We start from the raw sequence: 18,548 nt of genomic DNA, 5'->3' as shown, positions 1-18,548 counted from the left end.
TGCCCGATTGAAAGACACTGATCCGGACGTTGAACTGCTGGCGCGCATCGGTAACAACGAACCAGCGGCCGTCAACGAAATGGTGACGCGCAAACTGCCGCGTCTGCTGGCGCTCGCCGGCCGGATCCTGGGGGATGCCGACGAAGCCAGGGACGTGGCCCAGGAAAGCTTCCTGCGCATCTGGCGCCACGCCGCCAGTTGGCGCAGTGGCGAGGCGCGCTTCGACACCTGGCTGCACCGGGTGGCGCTCAACCTGTGCCACGACCGTCTGCGCCGGCGCAAGGAGCGCCCGTTGGAGGACGAGGAAGCGTTGGCGCTGACAGACAGCGCACTGACGCCGGATGAACAGCTGGAAGCCGCCGATCGCAGCGCCCGGATGGCTGCCGCCCTGGCGGCGCTGCCCGAGCGTCAGCGCGAAGCGATTGTGTTGCAGTACTACCAGGAGCTGTCGAACATCGACGCCGCGGCCCTGATGAACATCAGCGTCGAGGCACTGGAGAGCCTGCTGTCGCGGGCCCGACGCCAGTTGCGCAGCCAACTTGCCGACACACCCGGGCTTGCCCGCCCAGGAAGGGGAAAACCATGACACCCGAACGTTTTGCTTACCTGGCCGACGCCTATGGCGCCGACCTGCACCGCTGGCCCCGCGCCGAACAGCCCGCAGCCCAGGCTTTGCTGGACAGCGGCAATGTGCTTGCGCATGAGGCCCAGCAACAGGCGCGCTGGCTCGACGGTCAACTGGACAGCCATCAACTGGCCTACGTCGATCCTTCGCTGGCGCGGCAGATTCAGCTGTCGGCCCCGCGCGGCCATTCGTTCTGGTCGCGCTATGCCCGCTGGTTGTCGCCGGCCGGCCTGGTAGGCGTGGGTGTTGCGGGCATCGTCACCGGGATGCTGGTGGCATCCCTGAGCGTGCCGCTGCCGATGCTGTCGTCCGAGGTGTTGCCCAGCGTCTTCGATCAAGGCGATGCGCAAGTCATCTTTACCGTCAATGCCGAGGACACCGAGCAATGAGCCTGAAGTCCCTCAAACCCTGGCTGCTGGCCTCGGCCTTGCTCAACGTGTTCCTGATCGGCGGCGTCGGCGGTGGCCTCTACCACTGGATGGCCAGTGCAAAGCCCGCGGAGGCGGTGGTCAATCAGCACGGCTTGCGCCAGGCGATGATCAAGCTGCCGCCGGAGCGCCGCCGGGAATTGCGCCAACTGCTGCGGCACAACCGGGCCGACAGCCAGCCGCTGATCATGGCCGGGCGTGAAGCGCGCATGGGCGTGATCAAGCAATTGGAAGCGCCGACCCTGGATCGGGATGTGCTGGTGGCGGAACTGGCCAAGGCCCGTGAAGCCGATATGGCGCTGCGTGCGTTGGTGGACACGACGTTGGCGCAGTTCGCCAGCACCCTGCCTCGGGAGGAGCGGCAGAAGTTAGTGGAGGCGTTGTATCTGCGGGGGCAGGCGGCAGGCCGCAAGCCTCAGTCCTGAACGTGGCGCTTGTAGGTCTGCGCCCGGAGCGCTGAACTACAGGCGACGCAGGAAGGATTTGACGATGTGGCGGGTGGCATCGGTGGTGTCCAACTCGTCCATGGCGCCATAGGGGTGCCACTGGCAATCGACTATTTCATTGCAAGGTTTCGCATCGGCGACGTTCACCACCGACGCTTCGAACACGTGGTGCACGGTGTCGCGGGCCTTGAGTTCCTGCAAATACAGCAAGCCGTCCACGTTCAATCCGGTTTCTTCTTCCAGCTCGCGTTCGGCCGCGCCGACCGGGCGCTCGTTGCGTTCGACCTTGCCTCCCGGCAATGCCCATTTGGATCTGGCCTTGCGCACGAAGAGGATATGCCCCTCGTGTTCGCAAATGACCGTTGCACGTATTTTCATCGTCTGTGCCCCGCAGCGGGATGAGTGTCATAAAAGTGTAATGCAATTGTCATGCTAAGTGCTTATGGCGCTGACGTGTGGGGATGTGGATACTGCCCGATTGATCAAAACGCACGAGGAGGGCAGATGAGCACCGTACGCTGGGGCATGATCGGCTGTGGCAGTGTCACTGAATTGAAGAGTGGACCGGCTTTCTACAAAGCGCCAGGTTCTGCGCTGGTGGCCGTGATGGGGCGCCGCGAAGCGGCGGTGCGTGATTATGCGGCACGCCATGGCATTGCGCGTTTCTACACCGACGCCCAGGCGCTGATCAACGACCCCGAGGTGGACGCGGTGTACATCGCCACGCCGCCGGACAGCCATCTCGAATATAGCCTGATGGTCGCGGCGGCCGGCAAGCATTGCTGCGTCGAGAAGCCCATGTCGCTCAACGCCGAGCAGAGCGCGTTGATGCAGCGCACCTTCGAGCGTGCCGGGCTGCATCTGTTTGTATCCTATTACCGCCGTTCACTGCCGCGTTTCCAGCAAGTGCGCGACTGGTTGCGAGATGGGCGCATCGGCGAACTGCGCCACCTGACCTGGACCTTGTGCAAGCCACCGGGTGCCGACGACGCCAGCCCCGCCAACTGGCGCACCGACCCGACCATCGCTGGCGGTGGTTACTTCGCCGACCTGGCCAGCCATGGTTTCGACCTGTTCCAGTACCTGGCCGGGGATATCGTTGAGGTCACAGGGTTTACCGCGCGACAAGCCGGGAGGTATGCGGCCGAGGATGCAGTGACGGCGTGCTGGACGTTCAGTTCGGGGGCACTGGGCATGGGCTGCTGGAATTTTGTCGCGGACCGTCGCGAGGACCGGGTGGAACTGATCGGCAGCCGTGGGCGCATCCGATTCTCGGTCTTCGAAGACCAGCCGCTGCACCTTGAGGGTGAATCGTGCGAAGTGCTGGAAGTGCCGTGCCATGCGCATATCCAGTGGCACCACGTGTTGGCGATGAACGCACATATCCGTGGCGAAGCCGAGCACCCATCGCTGGGCATCGAAGCGTTGAAGACCGATCGGATCCTGGACAAGGTGCTACAACGTAACCCCCATCGTCCTGAGTAGGCGCGTTAGGGTGGTCTTTTTTCCAAGGAACAGACAAATGAAATACTGGATGGCGATGTGGCTGGTGCTGGCCACCAGTGCGATGGCGGCTCCGCGCAGCCAAGGCACACCGGGGGAGTTTGATTTTTATGTGCTGTCGTTGTCGTGGTCGCCGACTTTTTGCCTGACCCACCCGGACAATGAACAGTGCTCCGGTAAAGGCTACGGTTTTGTATTGCATGGCCTGTGGCCGCAATATGCGCGTGGCGGCTGGCCGGCATCCTGTGCGCCGCAGTCGCCGTTGAGTCGTGAAGAAATCGAGAAGGGCGCAACACTGTTTCCGACCCGTGCATTGCTCAAGCATGAATGGTCCAAGCATGGCACCTGCAGTGGCCTGGAACCGTCGGCCTACCTGGAAAAAACCGACCAGGCGCTGGGGGTGGTGAGCATTCCGCAGCAACTGCAGCCGTTCAATACGCCGCCGGCGTTGCAGGCCAGTGAGATCGAGGCGTTGTTCCGTGAAAGCAACCCGCGCATGGGCAATCATGGGCTGGCAGTCATCTGCAAAGGCAAAGTGCTGTCCGAGGTGCGGGTATGCCTGACCAAGGACCTGGCCTTTGCTGGTTGCCCGCGCAGTGTGAAAACCCAGTGCCGCGATGGCGACGTGCGGATTCCCGCGCAGCGGTGATAAGCCGCTGGCGGGCATCGGGTTGATCAGTTGTTGAGGTAGACCGGGCTGTCAGTGGACAACGAGGCCTTCACGGCCAGGGTCATGTCGGTGATCAGCACTTCCTCGCGGTCTTCGCTCAGGGCCTTGAGGGTGATGGCGACCACGTCCTGGGGCGTGCTCTTCGGCGCCTGCACGTCGGCCACCATATCGGTGTCGATGTAGGCGGGGTGCACGCCGATCACCAGGGTCTTCTGTTCGCGCAGTTCGCCGCGCAGTCCATTGGTCAGGCCCCACTGGGCGGACTTGGAGGCGCTGTAGCCGCCAGTGCCGGGCGGGCTGAGCCAGCTCAATACCGACAGTACATTGATCAGCGCGCCGCCGCCTTGCCTGGCCAGGATCGGCGCAAAGGCGCGGCTGACGCGCAGGGTGCCGAAGGTGTTCACGTCAAAGTGCTGTTGCAGGTTTTCGACGCTGTCTTCAGCCAGCAGCGCGCCGTATTTCAGGAACCCCGCGTTGTTGATCACCACGTCTACATCGGTGCACTGCTCCGCGGCGCGCTGCACGCTGGCCTGGTCGGTGATGTCCAGGGCAATCGGCGTGCTGCCGGGGATGTTCACGCTGCCTGGATCGCGTGCGCCGGCGTAGACCTTGGCCGCGCCGGCTTCCAGCAAGGCAATGACGAATGCTTTACCCAGGCCGCGATTGGCGCCGGTGACCAGTACCACTTTTCCACGAATATCCATGATGCGCTCCAGACAGTTAGTTAGGTTTAATAATGAAACCGTTTTTATCCTGAGCCTGTTGGTCCTATAATGCAACCTCATTTTGCAAGTGCCCGGAGGCCCGACGATGAAACGCAAATGCCTGGAAGGCGATGGCTGCCCGGTGGCCCGCGCCCTGGACGTGGTGGGCGACTGGTGGACGTTGTTGATCATCCGCGACGCCTTTGCCGGAGTAACGCGTTTCGGTGATTTTCAAAAACACCTGGGCGTGGCGAAAAACATCCTCGCCACACGGCTCAAGGACATGGTCGAGCAAGGCCTGTTGCAGACCAGCGAAGTCGGCGCACGCAGCGAATACCAACTCACCGACAAGGGCCGTGCGCTGATGCCGGTGCTGGTGACGCTGGCGCAGTGGGGCCAGGCCTATACCGAGCCGGAGGAGGTCGGCGCGCAAGTCTTGGATGCGCGCTCGCTCAAGCCACTGCGCAAGGTCGAGATCCTCGCCGAGGATGGCCGGGTGTTGGGCATCGGCGACATCGTCACCCAGATGCCCGGCGCTTGAGGCGGTGCCTATTTGCCGTCGAGGAAGCCCAGCAGGGCTGCGTTGAACAACGCCGGGTCTTGCAGGAACGCAAAGTGGCTGGTGTTCGGCAGGATCAGCAGGCCGGCGCCGGGGATGGTTGCGGCCATGTACTCGGTGTGTTCGCGCTTGATCGCTTCGTCATGGTCGCCGTCGGCAATCAGGATCGGCGTCTTGATGCTTTGCAATTGTGCGTCAGTCCAGTTCGGCTGGCTGGCCCACATATGGCTGATCTGCTCGACAAACGCGTCGTACTCTTTCGGCGTCGGCGACAGCTTGGCGTACTCCTTGCCGGCGCGCTCGATGAAGGCGGCGAAGGTCGGGTTCTTCTCGACGCCTTCCTTCACCCCGGCGGTCTGGGTGTTGGCGGCGAAGGCGAAGACTTTGCCGAGGCGGTCCGGGTGACGCAGGGCCAGGTCGATGCCGATGATGGCGCCGTCGCTCCACCCGACGATATCGGCGCGGGGGATTTTCAGGTGGTCGAGCACGGCCACCACGTCATCGGCCATCAAGTCATAACCATAGGGTTTTTCATCCCGCGAACTGCGCCCGTGGCCGCGGCTGTCGATACTGATCACCGTGTGCCTGGCTGCCAGGGCCTTGACCTGATTACCCCAGTAATCGGCGTTGGACAGGCCGCCATGCAGCAGCACCACCGGCGAGCCATGGCCGGTACGGGTGTAGTAGACCTTGATGCCGTTGACGGCGGCATAGCCGGTCTTGGCACCGGCCACGGGGGCGGGTGTTGGCGGCAGCGTTTCCCAGCGCTCAGCGGCTTGGGCGGCGGAAAAACACAACATCAGGCAGGCGGCTGCCAGCAGGCGACGTGACATGGCGGTTCCTTTTTTTGATCAGTAGGAATTGAACTCTAGCATCGGCCCCCGCACGGCAAATACGCATTTTTGCCTATCAAAATCGCCAGTGCGAAAGAAAAAAATACAGTTATATCAATGGAATAAAAGCATCTAAGTGAGCGAGGGGCATTTTCTTCAATACCTCGACCGAGCGGCCCCTTTACCGTGGTCCCATCGTCACTCGCTCGAATAAAAAGGAACTGCAATGAGTCTGATCATTTCCATGGCTGCCTTCGCACTCGCCACGTCTATCACCCCCGGCCCGGTGAATGTGGTTGCACTGAGTACGGGGGCGCGTTTCGGTTTTGTCGCCAGCCAGAAACATGTCCTGGGGGCCGCCGTGGGCTTCACCTTGCTGTTGGTGTTGATTGGCCTGGGGTTGCATGAGGTGCTGATACGTTGGCCGATACTGACCCAGTTGATCCAGTGGGGCGGGGTAGCTTTTCTGCTGTACATGGCCTGGAAGCTGGCGGTGGACGATGGTCGGTTGGACGCCGATGGCAGTGCCACGGCGCCGTCGATGCTGTACGGCGCGATCATGCAGTGGCTCAACCCCAAGGCTTGGCTGGCGTGTGTGGCCGGGATGGGGTTGTTCGTCGCTGATGGCGATGCACGGCAGGTGTGGTTGTTTGCCGGACTCTACCTGGTGATCTGCTATCTGTCGGTGGCGTGCTGGGCCTATGCCGGCACGTTTCTGCGGCGCTACCTGGGCAACCCCCAGGGCGTGCGCGTATTCAACCGTTCAATGGCCGCGTTGCTGGTGGCCAGTGTGGGTTATTTGCTGATGGCTTGAGCACGTCGCGGTATTGCCCTGGCGTTGCGGCGAAATGCTGTTTGAACGCGCGCTGGAAATGCGCCTGGTCGGCAAACCCCGCCGCCAGCGCCACGTCGGCGATGGGCGCGCCCTGACGCAATCGGGCGCGAGCGAACTGGATGCGCTGGTTGACCAGGAAGGCATGGGGTGTCAGCCCGTAATATTGCTTGAAGGCGCGGATCAGGTAAGACGGCGACAGTTCGGCCGCCAGGCAGATGTCTTCCAGCTTCACCCCTTCGGTGCAGTGCGTGCGGATGTACTCGGCGGCCCGCTCCAGCTTGTGGTTGACCTCGCGCAGCGGGGTGCCGGCTGGGTTGAGGCGCTGTTGTACGTCGCTGAAGTAACTCACCAGCGCGTCCTGTTTCTGCAAGTGCTCGGCCTGTTCATCGACCAGGATGCGGTACAACTCCAGCAAGCCACGGTACAGCACGGCGTCCTGGGTATGGGGCGTATTGAACGGTCGGTAACCCTGGTCGGTGCTGAAGCCCAACTGATGCTGCAACTCCGTCAGCCAGGGCGTGTCGATGTACAGCATCTGGTAGGACCACGGTTCATTGTCGATGGGGTTGCAGGCGTGCACATCGCCCGGATTCATCAACACCACCGTGCCGGCGCTGATCTGGAATGTCTCGCTGCCATAGTGGTAATAGCTGCGCCCGGTGGTGATCGCACCGATGGAAAAATGCTCGTGGGCATGCCGGCTGTAGGTGACCTTGCGCCCATCGGCGATGGTCCGCGCCTCGATAAAGGCCAGCGCGGGGTCACGCCAGAAATACGGAGCAGTGGCAGCAGTCATGGGCGGGCGCTTCCTCGCAGCAGTTCAACGGGCAGGCGAGCAGCGTCAGCTAAAACTCGCCATTGTTCAAGCCCTGACGTACCGGCGGTGCACAGCGGCGCAGGTAGTCGGCCCATGGATCGTAACCGGCCACGGCCTCAGCCAGGGTGACCGGTTGCCGGGCCTTTTCCCGCAGGGCCTCGCCGTCATGCAGCATATGCCGCTCGACGATGACACTCATCAAGGCGCGGCTGCGTGGTGAGTCGAAGGTGCGCGGCACCCTGCGTCCGAAGAGGTCCGGGGCGGGGATTTCGGCGGGTGCGAAGTTGTCGAGCTGATGGATGACCAGGTCTGTCGCCGCCGTGGTCAGCGCCACCTCGGCAGGTCGGGTGCCTTGCGCGTAGGCCGGCCAGTCGAAACGCATCCAGGCACCGCTGGCGCCGTCCTTGGCCGCCTGCATGACCCGCTTGTAGTCAAGGTCTGGACGTGGACGAACCAACAGGTGCCGGGGAAAAACTTCATAGAACTTTCTGTCGCTGTAATGCGAGACATACATCAGTACACCGAACCGGCCGACGTCGCCGTGCCTCTGGGTGAGACCGAAAAAAAGCACCAGGCCGTATTCCAGGGCTTCACGACTGGGCAGGGTCAGGTGCGACAAGCCGTAACGGAGCGCGGTCCCGTAGGCTTCTTTCAACTGCCCGAGCTTGCGATCAAAGGTGTCGAAAAAAAGCCGATTGATCGGAGTGAGCAAGTGGAATTGCCGAGCCAATTCCCGATATTTGACCCCAGCGTTTGCCGAGTGCCAGCGTTTCGAGGTGACATCCAGGGCACCGGCACTGTGCAGGTCGACGAACGAGTACAGAGGGCCCGTATACACGCCCTCGAAGCGGCCGTCTTCGGAAAACGGCGAATGCTCCGGCAGCCACATCAGCACTGGCTCTTCAAGCAAGGTGTTGTCGGCATACACTCGGCGCAGATCGTCCAGCGCGGTCTGGCGCAAGGTCACCACAGGCTGTGCAAACGTCTCGACGGCGTCGGCCAGGCTGGCACGCTGTCGATTGAGGCCTTCCAGTGCCGTATTGATCGCCAGCACATCGTAACGCGGTCGAGGGTCCAGCATGCCGTTGACCACGGCCCATTCCAGCACCGGCGGCGTTGCTTCGCTGCTTTCGAGGAAGCGCTTCCAGCTGCCGTGTGGCGCCAGCCCGGCCAGGAACATGATCTGGTTGTAAGTCAATTGACGGGAAGACCCCGGCATGACCTTTTCCATGTACATGACGTATTGATGATACAGCACCCAGGTCTGGGCGCTCAGGCAAGGCGTGGCGTCGGGTATGTCGCGTACGAGCAAATGTGGACCCTTTTCGCTCAGCAACAGGTGCGCGGCCAGTGCTGCGGTAGCTGGGTGGAGCCCGGCCAGGCTGCTGTCGATGCACTGGCGTATGAACGGCACGTGCTCACCCCAGAAGTAATCGTCGTGCCAGTCGACCAGATTGATCCGGTTCGGGTACGCATCGGGCTCGGGGTCCAGGCTCAGGATCAGTGCTGCCAGTATCAGTGCACTGCGGCTGCCACTTTCCGTGCGCTCGCCGGCGTGGCCGCCATGCCAGTGCAGGGCGTTCGACAAAGCGTCTGCCAGTTGCTGGGCCAAGGGTGTTGCGAGCAGGCGGACCATGAGGAAATCCGCTTCCGCCCGCACATCGGCTATCGACTTGCCGGCGACGATGGGCTGGCCGAGGTACTCGAACAGCGGCACGTCCTGGTCGGCCGTGAAGCGCTCGATGATGCGCATGATTTGCGTGCGATCGAGCACCGACAGTTTCCAGGCTGAGGGTTGTGAACCAGACAGCGGCTTGAGCGCTCGCCAGTAGTGGCCCTGACGCGTCGGCAGGGGTTGGCTGACGGTCAGTTGCTGCAACGTCAGGCGTGCCTCGTGCAGTGTGTGGGGGCGTACAAGGTGGTAGAGGTTCAGTGCCTGGCTGAGCGTCACCTTGAAATGACTGCGCAAGTACCCGCCTGTCTTGGCCGCTACCAGCTTCAGGCGCGACACCAGAGGGGCAAGTTCAACATTGCTCATCACTGGGTCGGTCAGGGTTTTCCAGGTGCCGTCCAGGCCATTGGCGCCAACGCTACCCTCGGCAGTGAGCAATACGTGGCTGGCAGGGTCGACGCGTTCCCGGGTGCGGATGGCCAGGAAGTCAGGGTGGTCGGTCAGCACGTGGATCTGGGCGTAGGCTTTTTTAACGGTTGCCTGGAGTGTGTCCGGGTCAACGCTGGCGCCTACCTCAAACCGATCGGCATCATTCAGGTTCCCGCCAGCGATCACCGTCGACAAGGCGTTGCGCAGTACGTGGCGATCATTGAGCAGACCGATGTACTGCCGATAGCGGTACAGTTCGCCGAACGACCGGGCGCTGTTCAATATCACCGGCACCGCAGGCGCCGGCCAGTCGCGCAGGCGCTGGCTCAGGAGGCTGACCTCCGTCCTGCTCAGCGGGCGCTCGATGGCATACGCCTGCAAAGCCCCGACCATACTGATGCGCTGGTCGGTATAGACATGGCTGCCCAGTTGTTCGCCGAGTGTGGCCAACCGGTTCCAACGCTCATCGGGTGCCTTTGGCACCAAGGTGTTTATTTCGCGCCCGCTGTCCGGGTTCAGCACACACAACACTTGCCGCTGGTAATCGAAGTAAGCGGGCGCTGGCGCGTCGTCCGTGCTGCCCAGGTCGTTGCTATTGATGATTGCCTGCAACAGGCCCGCCGCCTCCTTGAGGTTTCTGGACAACCGCGAATCGGATGTCAGATACAGCACAGTGCGGTAGATATCCAACGCGTCAAAGCTGTTCTCGTCCTTGACCAACCGTTGCAGGGCCTCTGCCAGCTGTCGATAGTCGAGCATCTGCTGGCTCGACTCGGCGTAGCTCATCGACTTGCTGCGCCCGTTATCGTCAAAGCCGGGAAAACCCTTCAAGGCGTCGAGCTCTTCGACAATGGTCTGCGCCTGCAGGCGGTTGGCAGGCATCGGCAAACCATGGAACGCCAGCGTCAGGTTCAAGGGAAAGGTGCGCGCACCGGCGGGAGGCACAGGTGCGATATACGGCATGCCCAGTTCGGTCGGGTCCAGGAGTTGGCTGATGTAGATGATCGGGTTGGCCAATGTCCACCAGGCGGACGAGTCGGCCAGGGAATAGACCCTGGGCTGCCCGTGAGCCGTCACGCTCAGCCGGCTGTTGTGCACGCGTAGCGTGGCCAGATCAAACCCTTCGGCGTTGGCCCAGTCAATGAAGTCTTTCTGATTGATGGCCTTGCAAAAGGCTTCGCACCATTGGCCCAACTGAGAATGCGCGACCATTGGCACGGGATGCGTGGGAGGCGGTAATGATTGGTTCGAAGCGATGGCCAGCAGGCGGCTCAAGTGGCCGATCAGGGTCGTGTCGCCTTCGCTGCGCAGGGATTGGCGTTCGTTCAGGTAGGCGATAGAAGGGCTGAGACTGAGTGGCAGCGGCGTGTCGCCGGGGAGGCTGTCCCAGGTCAGGGCAAGGGCGTGAATGTCATCCATGAGGTCGGTTCCGGCTGATGAAACCCCGGATCATCCGCCACGAGGAGGGGGCCTCTGTAGCAGGTGTTTCCTGCAAGGCCGTGGCTTGCGTCAGCCACGGTCGCAAGGTTAAGGCCTGCGGGCGGCAAGCCTCCTCTCAGACTTTTTCAAGGTTGTGTCAGGCGGGAACCAGGAAAGCGGCTTCCAGCAACTGGCGGGTATAGGCATGCTGCGGATCCGCAAAGATCGCCTGCGCATCCCCTTGCTCCACCACCTGCCCATGCTTGACCACCATCAATTGGTGACTCAGCGCCTTCACCACCGCCAAGTCATGGCTGATGAACAGGTAGGTCAGGTTGTACTTGGCCTGCAGGCTGCGCAGCAGTTCCACCACCTGGCGTTGCACCGTGCGGTCGAGGGCCGAGGTGGGCTCGTCGAGCAGGATCAGACGTGGCTTGAGCACCAGCGCGCGGGCGATGGCAATGCGTTGGCGCTGCCCACCGGAGAACTCGTGAGGGTAGCGATGCCGGGATTCCGGGTCCAGGCCCACTTCCTTGAGCGCCGCGATAATCGCCGCTTCCTGTTCGGCCGGCGTGCCCATCTTGTGGATGCGCAAGCCTTCGCCGACGATCTCGCTGACGCACATGCGCGGGCTCAGGCTGCCGAACGGGTCCTGGAACACCACCTGCATTTCCCGGCGCAACGGGCGTACCTGTTGTTGGCTGAGCTTGTCCAGTTGCTGGCCTTCGAAACGAATACCGCCCTTGCTGGCGATCAACCGCAGGATCGCCAGGCCCAGGGTGGACTTGCCCGAGCCGCTTTCACCGACGATGCCCAGGGTCTGCCCCTGGGGCAGGCTGAAGTTGATACCGTCCACCGCCTTGACGTAGTCAACGGTGTTGCGCAAAAAGCCCTTCTTGATCGGGAACCACACTTTCAGGTCATCGACCTCCAGCAACGGTGGGCCAACATCGTTGGTCGCCGGGCCGCCGCTGGGTTCTGCCGCCAACAACTCCTGGGTGTACGGGTGCCGGGGTGACTGGAACAGCGTCTCGCACTCCGCCTGCTCGACGATGCAACCCTTTTGCATCACGCACACGCGGTGGGCAATCCGGCGCACCAGGTTGAGGTCATGGCTGATCAGCAACAGCGCCATGCCCAGGCGCGCCTGCAGTTCCTTGAGCAATTCCAGGATCTTCAATTGCACCGTCACGTCGAGTGCGGTGGTCGGCTCATCGGCGATCAGCAATTCGGGCTCATTGGCCAGGGCCATGGCGATCATCACCCGCTGGCGCTGACCACCGGACAGTTCATGGGGCAGGGCCTTGAGGCGCTTGTGCGGCTCAGGAATACCCACCAGCTCCAGCAGCTCCAGGGTGCGCTGGGTGGCGACCTTGCCTTGCAACCCTTTGTGCAGGCCCAGCACTTCGTTGATCTGCTTCTCTATGGTGTGCAACGGGTTCAAGGAGGTCATCGGCTCCTGGAAGATCATCGCAATGCGGTTACCGCGAATGTGGCGGATGGTTTTTTCCTTGAGGGTCAGCAGGTCCTGGCCGGCATACTCGATGGTGCCGGAGGGATGGCGCGCCAGCGGGTAGGGCAGCAGGCGCAGGATCGAGTGGGCGGTTACCGATTTGCCCGAGCCGCTTTCACCCACCAGTGCGATGGTTTCACCGCGCTTGATATCGAAGCTGACATGGTTCACCACGCGGTGGTGGTGTTCGCCCGTGACGAACTCGACGCAGAGGTCGCGGACTTCGATCAGATTGTCCTGATTCATCTCATTTCCTCGGGTCGAAGGCATCGCGAGCGGACTCGCCGATAAACACCAGCAAACTCAACATGATCGCCAGCACGGCAAAGGCACTCATGCCCAGCCACGGCGCTTGCAGGTTGGATTTGCCCTGGGCCACCAGTTCACCCAGCGACGGCGAACCGGCGGGCAAACCGAAGCCGAGGAAGTCCAGGGCGGTAAGCGTACCGATGGCGCCGGTGAGAATGAACGGCATGAAGGTCATGGTCGACACCATCGCGTTGGGCAAGATATGGCGGAACATGATCGCGCCGTTCTGCATGCCCAGCGCCCGCGCCGCCCGCACATATTCCAGGTTACGCCCACGCAGGAACTCGGCGCGCACCACGTCCACCAGGCTCATCCACGAGAACAGCAGCATGATCCCCAGCAGCCACCAGAAGTTGGGCTGCACGAAACTGGCGAGGATGATCAGCAGGTACAGCACCGGTAACCCGGACCAGATCTCCAGGAAACGCTGCCCGGCCAGGTCGACCCAGCCGCCATAGAAGCCCTGCAGGGCCCCGGCGATCACGCCGATGATCGAGCTGAGCACGGTGAGGGTCAGGGCAAACAGCACCGACACGCGGAAGCCGTAGATGACCCGCGCCAGCACGTCGCGGCCCTGGTCATCGGTGCCCAGCAGGTTGACGCTGGAAGGCGGCGCGGGGGCCGGCACCTTGAGGTCGTAGTTGATGCTCTGGTAGCTGAACGGGATCGGCGCCCACAACGTCCAGGCGTCCTTGGCCTTGAGCAGTTCCTGGATGTACGGGCTCTTGTAGTTGGCCTCCAGAGGGAATTCGCCGCCGAATGTGGTCTCCGGGTAGCGCTTGAGCGCCGGGAAGTACCAGCCGCCGTCGTAGTGCACGGCCAGGGGTTTGTCGTTGGCGATCAGCTCGGCGCCCAGGCTCAGCACGAACAGGATCAGGAACAGCCACAGCGACCACCAGCCACGCTTGTTGGCCTTGAACCGTTCGAACCGGCGGCGATTGAGGGGGGACAGGTTCATCTCAATGCTCCCGGCTGGCAAAGTCGATCCGCGGATCGACCAGGGTGTAGGTAAGGTCGCCGATCAGCTTCACGATCAACCCCAGCAGGGTGAAGATGAACAGCGTGCCGAACACCACCGGGTAGTCGCGGTTGATCGCCGCTTCAAAGCTCATCAGGCCCAGGCCGTCGAGGGAGAAGATCACTTCCACCAGCAATGAGCCGGTGAAGAAGATCCCGATGAAGGCCGAGGGGAAACCGGCGATCACCAGCAGCATCGCGTTGCGGAACACGTGGCCGTAGAGCACGCGGTGGTTGGTCAGGCCCTTGGCTTTGGCGGTGATCACATACTGCTTGTTGATCTCGTCAAGGAAGCTGTTCTTGGTCAGCAGGGTCATGGTGGCGAAGTTGCCGATCACCAGGGCCGTGATGGGCAGCGCGAGGTGCCAGAAGTAATCGAGGATCTTGCCGCCCCAGCTCAGTTCATCGAAGTTGTTGGAGGTGAGCCCGCGCAGGGGGAACCAGTCCAGGTAACTGCCGCCGGCAAACACCACGATCAGCAGGATCGCAAACAGGAAGGCCGGGATCGCGTAGCCGACGATGATCGCCGAGCTGGTCCACACGTCGAAATGGCTGCCGTGCCGCGTGGCCTTGGCGATCCCCAGGGGGATCGACACCAGGTACATGATCAGCGTGCTCCATAACCCGAGGGAAATGGACACCGGCATCTTTTCCTTGATCAGGTCGATGACCTTGGCGTCGCGGAAGAAGCTGTCGCCAAAATCCAGCTGGGCGTAGTTCTTGACCATGATCCACAGACGTTCCGGCGCCGACTTGTCGAAGCCGTACATTTTCTCGATTTCCTTGATCAGCGCCGGGTCCAGGCCCTGAGCGCCGCGGTAGCTGCTGGAGCCGGCCACCGATACCTCGGCGCCGCCGCCGGCAATGCGGCTGGTGGCGCCTTCAAAGCCTTCGAGCTTGGCGATCATCTGCTCCACCGGGCCACCGGGGGCGGCCTGGATGATGACGAAGTTGATCAGCAGGATCCCGAACAGCGTCGGGATAATCAGCAACAGGCGGCGAAAGATATAGGCCAGCATTTAATCGCCTCCGCTCGCCGGATCGGCGCTCGTGTTAGTGTCCGGGATGACGGCCGGTTTGACGTCGGGCTTGGCCCACCAGGTGGCCGTGCCGACGTCGTAGCGCGGTGGGACTTTCGGGTGGCCCAGGTGATCCCAGTACGCCACGCGGAAAGTCTTGATGTGCCAGTTGGGGATCACGTAGTAGCCAAATTGCAACACGCGGTCCAGGGCCTTGGCATGGGCCACCAGGCTTTTGCGTGAATCGGCGTCGATCAACTCTTCCACCAACTGGTCGATGGCCGGGTCCTTGAGACCCATGTAGTTGCGGCTGCCGGGTTTGTCGGCGCTGGACGATTTCCAGAACTCGCGCTGTTCGTTGCCCGGTGAAGTGGACTGCGGGAAGCTGCCCACCAGCATGTCGAAGTCCCGCGAGCGGATACGGTTGATGAACTGCGACACGTCGACCCGGCGGATCACCAGGTCGATGCCCAGGTCGGCCAGGTTGCGCTTGAACGGCAGCAGGATGCGTTCGAATTCGGTCTGGGCCAGCAGGAATTCGATGGTTACCGGTTTGCCAGTGGTGTCGACCATCTTGTCATCGACGATGCGCCAGCCGGCTTCCTGCAGCAGTTGGTAGGCCTCGCGTTGCTGGGCGCGGATCATGCCGCTGCCGTCGGTCCTGGAGGGTTCGAAGGCCTGGGTGAAGACTTCGGGCGGGATCTTGTCGCGCAGGGGCTCGAGAATCGCCAGTTCATCCGGGCCGGGCAGGCCGGTGGCGGCCATTTCCGAGTTTTCGAAGTAACTGCGCGTACGGGTATAGGCGCCGTTGAACAGCTGCTTGTTGCTCCACTCGAAGTCCAGCAACAGGCTGATGGCCTTGCGCACGCGCACATCCTGGAACATCGGCTTGCGCATGTTGAACACAAACCCCTGCATCCCGGTGGGGTTACCGTTGGGGATTTCTTCCTTGATCAGCCGGCCCTGGGCAACAGCGGGGATGTTGTAGGCGTTGGCCCAGTTCTTCGCGCTGAATTCCAGCCAGTAGTCGAACTGCCCGGCCTTCAAGGCTTCCAGGGACACGGTGCTGTCGCGGTAGTAGTCGGTGATGCGGTTGTCGAAATTGTAGAAACCCTTGGTGATCGGCAGGTCCTTGGCCCAGTAATCCTTGACCCGCTCGTAGCGGATCATGCGTCCGGCCTTGACCTCGGCGACCTTGTACGGCCCGCTGCCCAGCGGTATTTCCAGATTGCCCCTGGCGAAGTCGCGGGTGGCCCACCAATGCTTGGGCAATACCGGCAGTTGTCCGAGGATCAGCGGCAATTCGCGGTTGTTGGTGCGCTTGAACTTGAACAGAACCTTGAGCGGGTCTTCGGCGATGACTTCGTCGACGTCGGCGTAATAAGTGCGGTAGATCGGTGAACCTTCCTTGATCAGTTCCTGGAAGGTAAATACCACGTCCTCGGCGCGGATCGGGTGGCCATCATGGAAGCGTGCTTCCGGGCGCAGGTAGAAGCGCACCCAGCTGTTGTCCGGGGCTTTTTCGATCTTGCCGGCCACCAGGCCGTATTCGGTGATGGGCTCGTCCAGGCTTTGCATGGCCAGGGTGTCGTAGATCAGGCCCAGATTGTCGGCCGGTACACCTTTGCTGATATAGGGGTTGAGGCTGTCGAAGCCGCCCATGGCCGACTCGCGGAACGTGCCACCCTTGGGCGCGTCCGGGTTGACGTAGTCGAAGTGCTTGAAGTCGGCGGGGTATTTCGGCGGTTCGTTGTACAGCGTCAACGCATGTTGCGGGGCGGCCTGGGCCGCAGTGCACAGCAGCAGGCTGCCGAGCAGGGCAGTACGCAAAGATATCATTGGGCTTTCTCCGAAGCTTTCAGCCACCACGCGCTCAGGCCCAGGCTGTAGGGCGGCGTGGTGACAAAGGCGAACCGGTTGCGGTACGCCAGGCGATGATAGTTGAGGTACCAGTTGGGAATACTGTAGTGCTGCCACAGCAGCACCCGGTCGAGGGCACGGCCGGCGGCCAGTTGCTCTTCGCGGGTCTTGGCGGCCAGCAGTTGTTCCAGCAGGTGATCGACAATCGGATTGTTGATGCCTGCGTAGTTCTTGCTGCCCTTGATCGCGGCCTGGCTGGAGTGGAAGTACTGCCACTGCTCAAGGCCCGGACTCAAGGTCTGGTTGAGGGTGATCAGGATCATGTCGAAGTCGAATTGGTCCAGGCGCTGCTTGTACTGGGCACGGTCGACGGTACGCAGGCGCGCGTCGACGCCGATGCTGATCAGGTTCTCGACATAGGGCTGCAGGATGCGCTCCAGGTTCGGGTTGACCAGCAGGATCTCGAAACGCAGCGGCTGGCCATCCTTGTTGACCAGGCGCTGCCCGGACAGCTTCCAGCCAGCCTCGCCGAGCAGGGCCAGCGCGCGGCGCATGGTCTCGCGAGGGATGCCGCGCCCGTCGGTCTGGGGCAGGCTGAAGGCTTGCGTGAACAGGTTGGCCGGCAACTGCTCGCGGTAGGGCGAGAGCATCAGCCATTCACGGCCGGTGGGTACGCCGGTGGCGGCGAATTCGCTGTTGGGGTAGTAGCTCAAGGTGCGCTTGTACGCGCTGCTGAACAGGGTGCGGTTGGTCCACTCGAAGTCGAACATCAGCCCCAGGGCTTCGCGCACCTTGGTTTGGCTGAATGTGGGCCGCCGCGTGTTCATGAACAGACCCTGGCTCTGTGTCGGGATTTGGTGGGCGATCTGCGCCTTGATCACGTCACCCCGGTTCACCGCCGGGAAGTTGTAGCCATTGGCCCAGTTCTTGGCCTGGTGCTCGATATAGATATCGAATTCACCGGCCTTGAAGGCTTCGAAGGCCACATCGCTGTCGCGGTAAAACTCCACCTCGACCTTGTCATAGTTATAGAAGCCCTGGTTGACCGGCAGGTCCTTGCCCCAGTAGTCCTTGACCCGTTCGAACACCAGTTGCCGTCCGGGCGTGACCTTGCTGATGCGGTAGGGACCGCTGCCCAGGGGTGGTTCGAAGGTGGTGGCCTTGAAGTCGCGGTTTTTCCAGTAGTGCTGGGGCAATACCGGCAACTCGCCCAGGCGCAGGATCAGCAAGGGGTTGCCGGCACGCTTGAACACAAAGCGGATGCGGTGGCGGTTGAGGATATCCACCCGCGCCACTTCCTGCAGGTTGGTGCGGTATTGCGGGTGCCCTTCGGTCAGCAAGGTGCGATAGGAAAACGCCACGTCATACGCCGTGATCGGCTTGCCATCGTGAAAGCGCGCTTCGGGACGCAGGTTGAACACCACCCAACTGCGGTCCTCGCTGTACTCGACCGATTGGGCGATCAGCCCATAGCTGGAGGTGGGTTCATCGCCGGAGGGCGCATACAGGCCGGTGCCGACCATCAAGGGCTCATTCAGCTCATTGACGCCATATTGCAGGAAGTTCGGCGTGGAAACCGGGCTGGAGCCCTTGAAGGTATAGGGGTTGAGGGTGTCGAAAGTGCCAAAGGCCATGACCCGCAATGTCCCGCCTTTCGGCGCTGCAGGGTTTACCCAATCGAAGTGGGTGAATTTGGCCGGGTACTTGAGGCTGCCGAACTGCGCATAACCGTGGCTCTCGGTAATCGTCGCGTTCGCTGCAAAGCTCAAGGCCAGACTTATTAGTAGAAGGAGGGGACGCTTCAAGTCAGAGATCCGATCCAGGCGGCTTGGGCTTTATGATCGGTACAGTAACAGCTTGTTCCGGTTGGAAAAAGGCCGTTGGATTGAC

17 protein-coding genes are annotated in these 18,548 nt (G+C 62.0%); 7 read left to right on the top strand and 10 right to left on the bottom strand.

The features are described 5' to 3' along the window. Positions 1-7: 7 nt before the first annotated feature. The 3 genes from BM110_RS27685 to BM110_RS27675 are packed head-to-tail and all read left to right on the top strand — an operon-like array spanning position 8 to position 1,478. Positions 8-586 carry an RNA polymerase sigma factor gene (locus tag BM110_RS27685; RefSeq protein ID WP_071490701.1) on the top strand — a complete coding sequence of 193 codons (579 nt, stop codon included), beginning with the start codon at positions 8-10 and terminating at the stop codon, positions 584-586. Next, entirely contained in the window at positions 583-1,014 is a 432-nt protein-coding gene (locus BM110_RS27680; protein WP_092248819.1) for a hypothetical protein, read from the top strand. The genes BM110_RS27685 and BM110_RS27680 overlap by 4 nt, the downstream gene beginning before the upstream one ends. Next, positions 1,011-1,478, top strand: coding sequence for a periplasmic heavy metal sensor (locus tag BM110_RS27675; RefSeq protein WP_092248823.1), 468 nt, complete (start codon positions 1,011-1,013; stop codon positions 1,476-1,478). The genes BM110_RS27680 and BM110_RS27675 overlap by 4 nt, the downstream gene beginning before the upstream one ends. A gap of 36 nt (positions 1,479-1,514) precedes the next feature. Here BM110_RS27675 and BM110_RS27670 read toward each other — a convergent pair whose 3' ends face one another. Then, positions 1,515-1,877 carry an NUDIX hydrolase gene (locus BM110_RS27670; RefSeq protein WP_092248826.1) on the bottom strand — a complete coding sequence of 121 codons (363 nt, stop codon included), beginning with the start codon at positions 1,875-1,877 and terminating at the stop codon, positions 1,515-1,517. Between the two features lie 126 nt (positions 1,878-2,003). Between BM110_RS27670 and BM110_RS27665 the strand changes: the two genes are divergently transcribed. Together BM110_RS27665 and BM110_RS27660 are read left to right on the top strand one after the other, a co-directional pair. After that, on the top strand, positions 2,004-2,984 hold the full coding sequence (locus BM110_RS27665) for a Gfo/Idh/MocA family protein (RefSeq protein ID WP_093514537.1): 981 nt from the start codon (positions 2,004-2,006) through the stop codon (positions 2,982-2,984). 37 nt (positions 2,985-3,021) lie between these two features. Beyond that, positions 3,022-3,651 carry a ribonuclease T2 family protein gene (locus BM110_RS27660; RefSeq protein WP_092248831.1) on the top strand — a complete coding sequence of 210 codons (630 nt, stop codon included), beginning with the start codon at positions 3,022-3,024 and terminating at the stop codon, positions 3,649-3,651. Between the two features lie 26 nt (positions 3,652-3,677). On the opposite strand, the gene BM110_RS27655 is transcribed toward BM110_RS27660, so the two are convergent. Further along, a complete protein-coding gene (locus tag BM110_RS27655; protein ID WP_092248834.1) occupies positions 3,678-4,376 on the bottom strand; it encodes an SDR family oxidoreductase in 699 nt (232 codons plus the stop codon). Between the two features lie 106 nt (positions 4,377-4,482). Here BM110_RS27655 and BM110_RS27650 point away from each other — a divergent pair, with 106 nt between their 5' ends. After that, positions 4,483-4,917: a winged helix-turn-helix transcriptional regulator gene (locus BM110_RS27650; protein ID WP_092248837.1), complete on the top strand. Its 435-nt coding sequence runs from the start codon at positions 4,483-4,485 to the stop codon at positions 4,915-4,917. A gap of 8 nt (positions 4,918-4,925) precedes the next feature. Here the strand turns inward: BM110_RS27650 and BM110_RS27645 are convergent, their stop codons facing one another. Beyond that, the gene (locus BM110_RS27645; protein WP_093514536.1) at positions 4,926-5,768 is read right to left on the bottom strand and encodes an alpha/beta fold hydrolase; all 843 of its coding nucleotides are present in this window, start codon (positions 5,766-5,768) and stop codon (positions 4,926-4,928) included. Positions 5,769-5,994: 226 nt separating this feature from the next. Here BM110_RS27645 and BM110_RS27640 point away from each other — a divergent pair, with 226 nt between their 5' ends. After that, positions 5,995-6,582: a LysE family translocator gene (locus tag BM110_RS27640; protein ID WP_092248843.1), complete on the top strand. Its 588-nt coding sequence runs from the start codon at positions 5,995-5,997 to the stop codon at positions 6,580-6,582. Here the strand turns inward: BM110_RS27640 and BM110_RS27635 are convergent. The 7 genes from BM110_RS27635 to BM110_RS27605 all read right to left on the bottom strand — a co-directional run bounded on the left by BM110_RS27635 (position 6,524) and on the right by BM110_RS27605 (position 18,463). Beyond that, complete coding sequence (locus BM110_RS27635; protein ID WP_071490691.1) at positions 6,524-7,399, bottom strand: AraC family transcriptional regulator; 876 nt, start codon at positions 7,397-7,399, stop codon at positions 6,524-6,526. The genes BM110_RS27640 and BM110_RS27635 overlap by 59 nt on opposite strands. A gap of 49 nt (positions 7,400-7,448) precedes the next feature. After that, positions 7,449-10,940 (bottom strand): hypothetical protein, encoded by a 3,492-nt coding sequence (locus BM110_RS27630; RefSeq protein ID WP_093514535.1) that lies wholly within the window; start codon positions 10,938-10,940, stop codon positions 7,449-7,451. 157 nt (positions 10,941-11,097) lie between these two features. Next, a complete protein-coding gene (locus tag BM110_RS27625) occupies positions 11,098-12,699 on the bottom strand; it encodes an ABC transporter ATP-binding protein (protein ID WP_093514534.1) in 1,602 nt (533 codons plus the stop codon). A gap of 1 nt (position 12,700) precedes the next feature. Beyond that, a complete protein-coding gene (locus BM110_RS27620) occupies positions 12,701-13,720 on the bottom strand; it encodes an ABC transporter permease (RefSeq protein WP_012723835.1) in 1,020 nt (339 codons plus the stop codon). Position 13,721: 1 nt separating this feature from the next. After that, positions 13,722-14,798: a microcin C ABC transporter permease YejB gene (locus BM110_RS27615; RefSeq protein ID WP_025857226.1), complete on the bottom strand. Its 1,077-nt coding sequence runs from the start codon at positions 14,796-14,798 to the stop codon at positions 13,722-13,724. Then, positions 14,799-16,637 carry an extracellular solute-binding protein gene (locus tag BM110_RS27610; RefSeq protein WP_092248855.1) on the bottom strand — a complete coding sequence of 613 codons (1,839 nt, stop codon included), beginning with the start codon at positions 16,635-16,637 and terminating at the stop codon, positions 14,799-14,801. Further along, a complete protein-coding gene (locus BM110_RS27605) occupies positions 16,634-18,463 on the bottom strand; it encodes an extracellular solute-binding protein (RefSeq protein ID WP_093514533.1) in 1,830 nt (609 codons plus the stop codon). Before BM110_RS27605 ends, BM110_RS27610 begins: the two co-directional genes overlap by 4 nt. Positions 18,464-18,548: the final 85 nt, after the last annotated feature.

It is taken from the genome of Pseudomonas sp. NFPP28 (assembly GCF_900115535.1).
Lineage (GTDB): Bacteria > Pseudomonadota > Gammaproteobacteria > Pseudomonadales > Pseudomonadaceae > Aquipseudomonas > Aquipseudomonas extremorientalis.
The sequence above is the reverse complement of the archived record's forward strand: the minus strand, read 5'-3'. Positions and strand labels throughout refer to the sequence as shown.

Excerpts from the sequence above, each read along its gene's own strand:
- BM110_RS27675 (WP_092248823.1), top strand. The coding sequence starts at position 1,011 with ATGAGCCTGAAGTCCCTCAAACCCTGGCTGCTGGCCTCGGCCTTGCTC.
- BM110_RS27680 (WP_092248819.1), top strand. The coding sequence starts at position 583 with ATGACACCCGAACGTTTTGCTTACCTGGCCGACGCCTATGGCGCCGAC.
- BM110_RS27635 (WP_071490691.1), bottom strand. The coding sequence starts at position 7,399 with ATGACTGCTGCCACTGCTCCGTATTTCTGGCGTGACCCCGCGCTGGCC.
- BM110_RS27615 (WP_025857226.1), bottom strand. The coding sequence starts at position 14,798 with ATGCTGGCCTATATCTTTCGCCGCCTGTTGCTGATTATCCCGACGCTG.
- BM110_RS27660 (WP_092248831.1), top strand. The coding sequence starts at position 3,022 with ATGAAATACTGGATGGCGATGTGGCTGGTGCTGGCCACCAGTGCGATG.
- BM110_RS27610 (WP_092248855.1), bottom strand. The coding sequence starts at position 16,637 with ATGATATCTTTGCGTACTGCCCTGCTCGGCAGCCTGCTGCTGTGCACT.
- BM110_RS27670 (WP_092248826.1), bottom strand. The coding sequence starts at position 1,877 with ATGAAAATACGTGCAACGGTCATTTGCGAACACGAGGGGCATATCCTC.
- BM110_RS27625 (WP_093514534.1), bottom strand. The coding sequence starts at position 12,699 with ATGAATCAGGACAATCTGATCGAAGTCCGCGACCTCTGCGTCGAGTTC.
- BM110_RS27645 (WP_093514536.1), bottom strand. The coding sequence starts at position 5,768 with ATGTCACGTCGCCTGCTGGCAGCCGCCTGCCTGATGTTGTGTTTTTCC.
- BM110_RS27620 (WP_012723835.1), bottom strand. The coding sequence starts at position 13,720 with ATGAACCTGTCCCCCCTCAATCGCCGCCGGTTCGAACGGTTCAAGGCC.
- BM110_RS27650 (WP_092248837.1), top strand. The coding sequence starts at position 4,483 with ATGAAACGCAAATGCCTGGAAGGCGATGGCTGCCCGGTGGCCCGCGCC.
- BM110_RS27630 (WP_093514535.1), bottom strand. The coding sequence starts at position 10,940 with ATGGATGACATTCACGCCCTTGCCCTGACCTGGGACAGCCTCCCCGGC.
- BM110_RS27665 (WP_093514537.1), top strand. The coding sequence starts at position 2,004 with ATGAGCACCGTACGCTGGGGCATGATCGGCTGTGGCAGTGTCACTGAA.
- BM110_RS27640 (WP_092248843.1), top strand. The coding sequence starts at position 5,995 with ATGAGTCTGATCATTTCCATGGCTGCCTTCGCACTCGCCACGTCTATC.
- BM110_RS27655 (WP_092248834.1), bottom strand. The coding sequence starts at position 4,376 with ATGGATATTCGTGGAAAAGTGGTACTGGTCACCGGCGCCAATCGCGGC.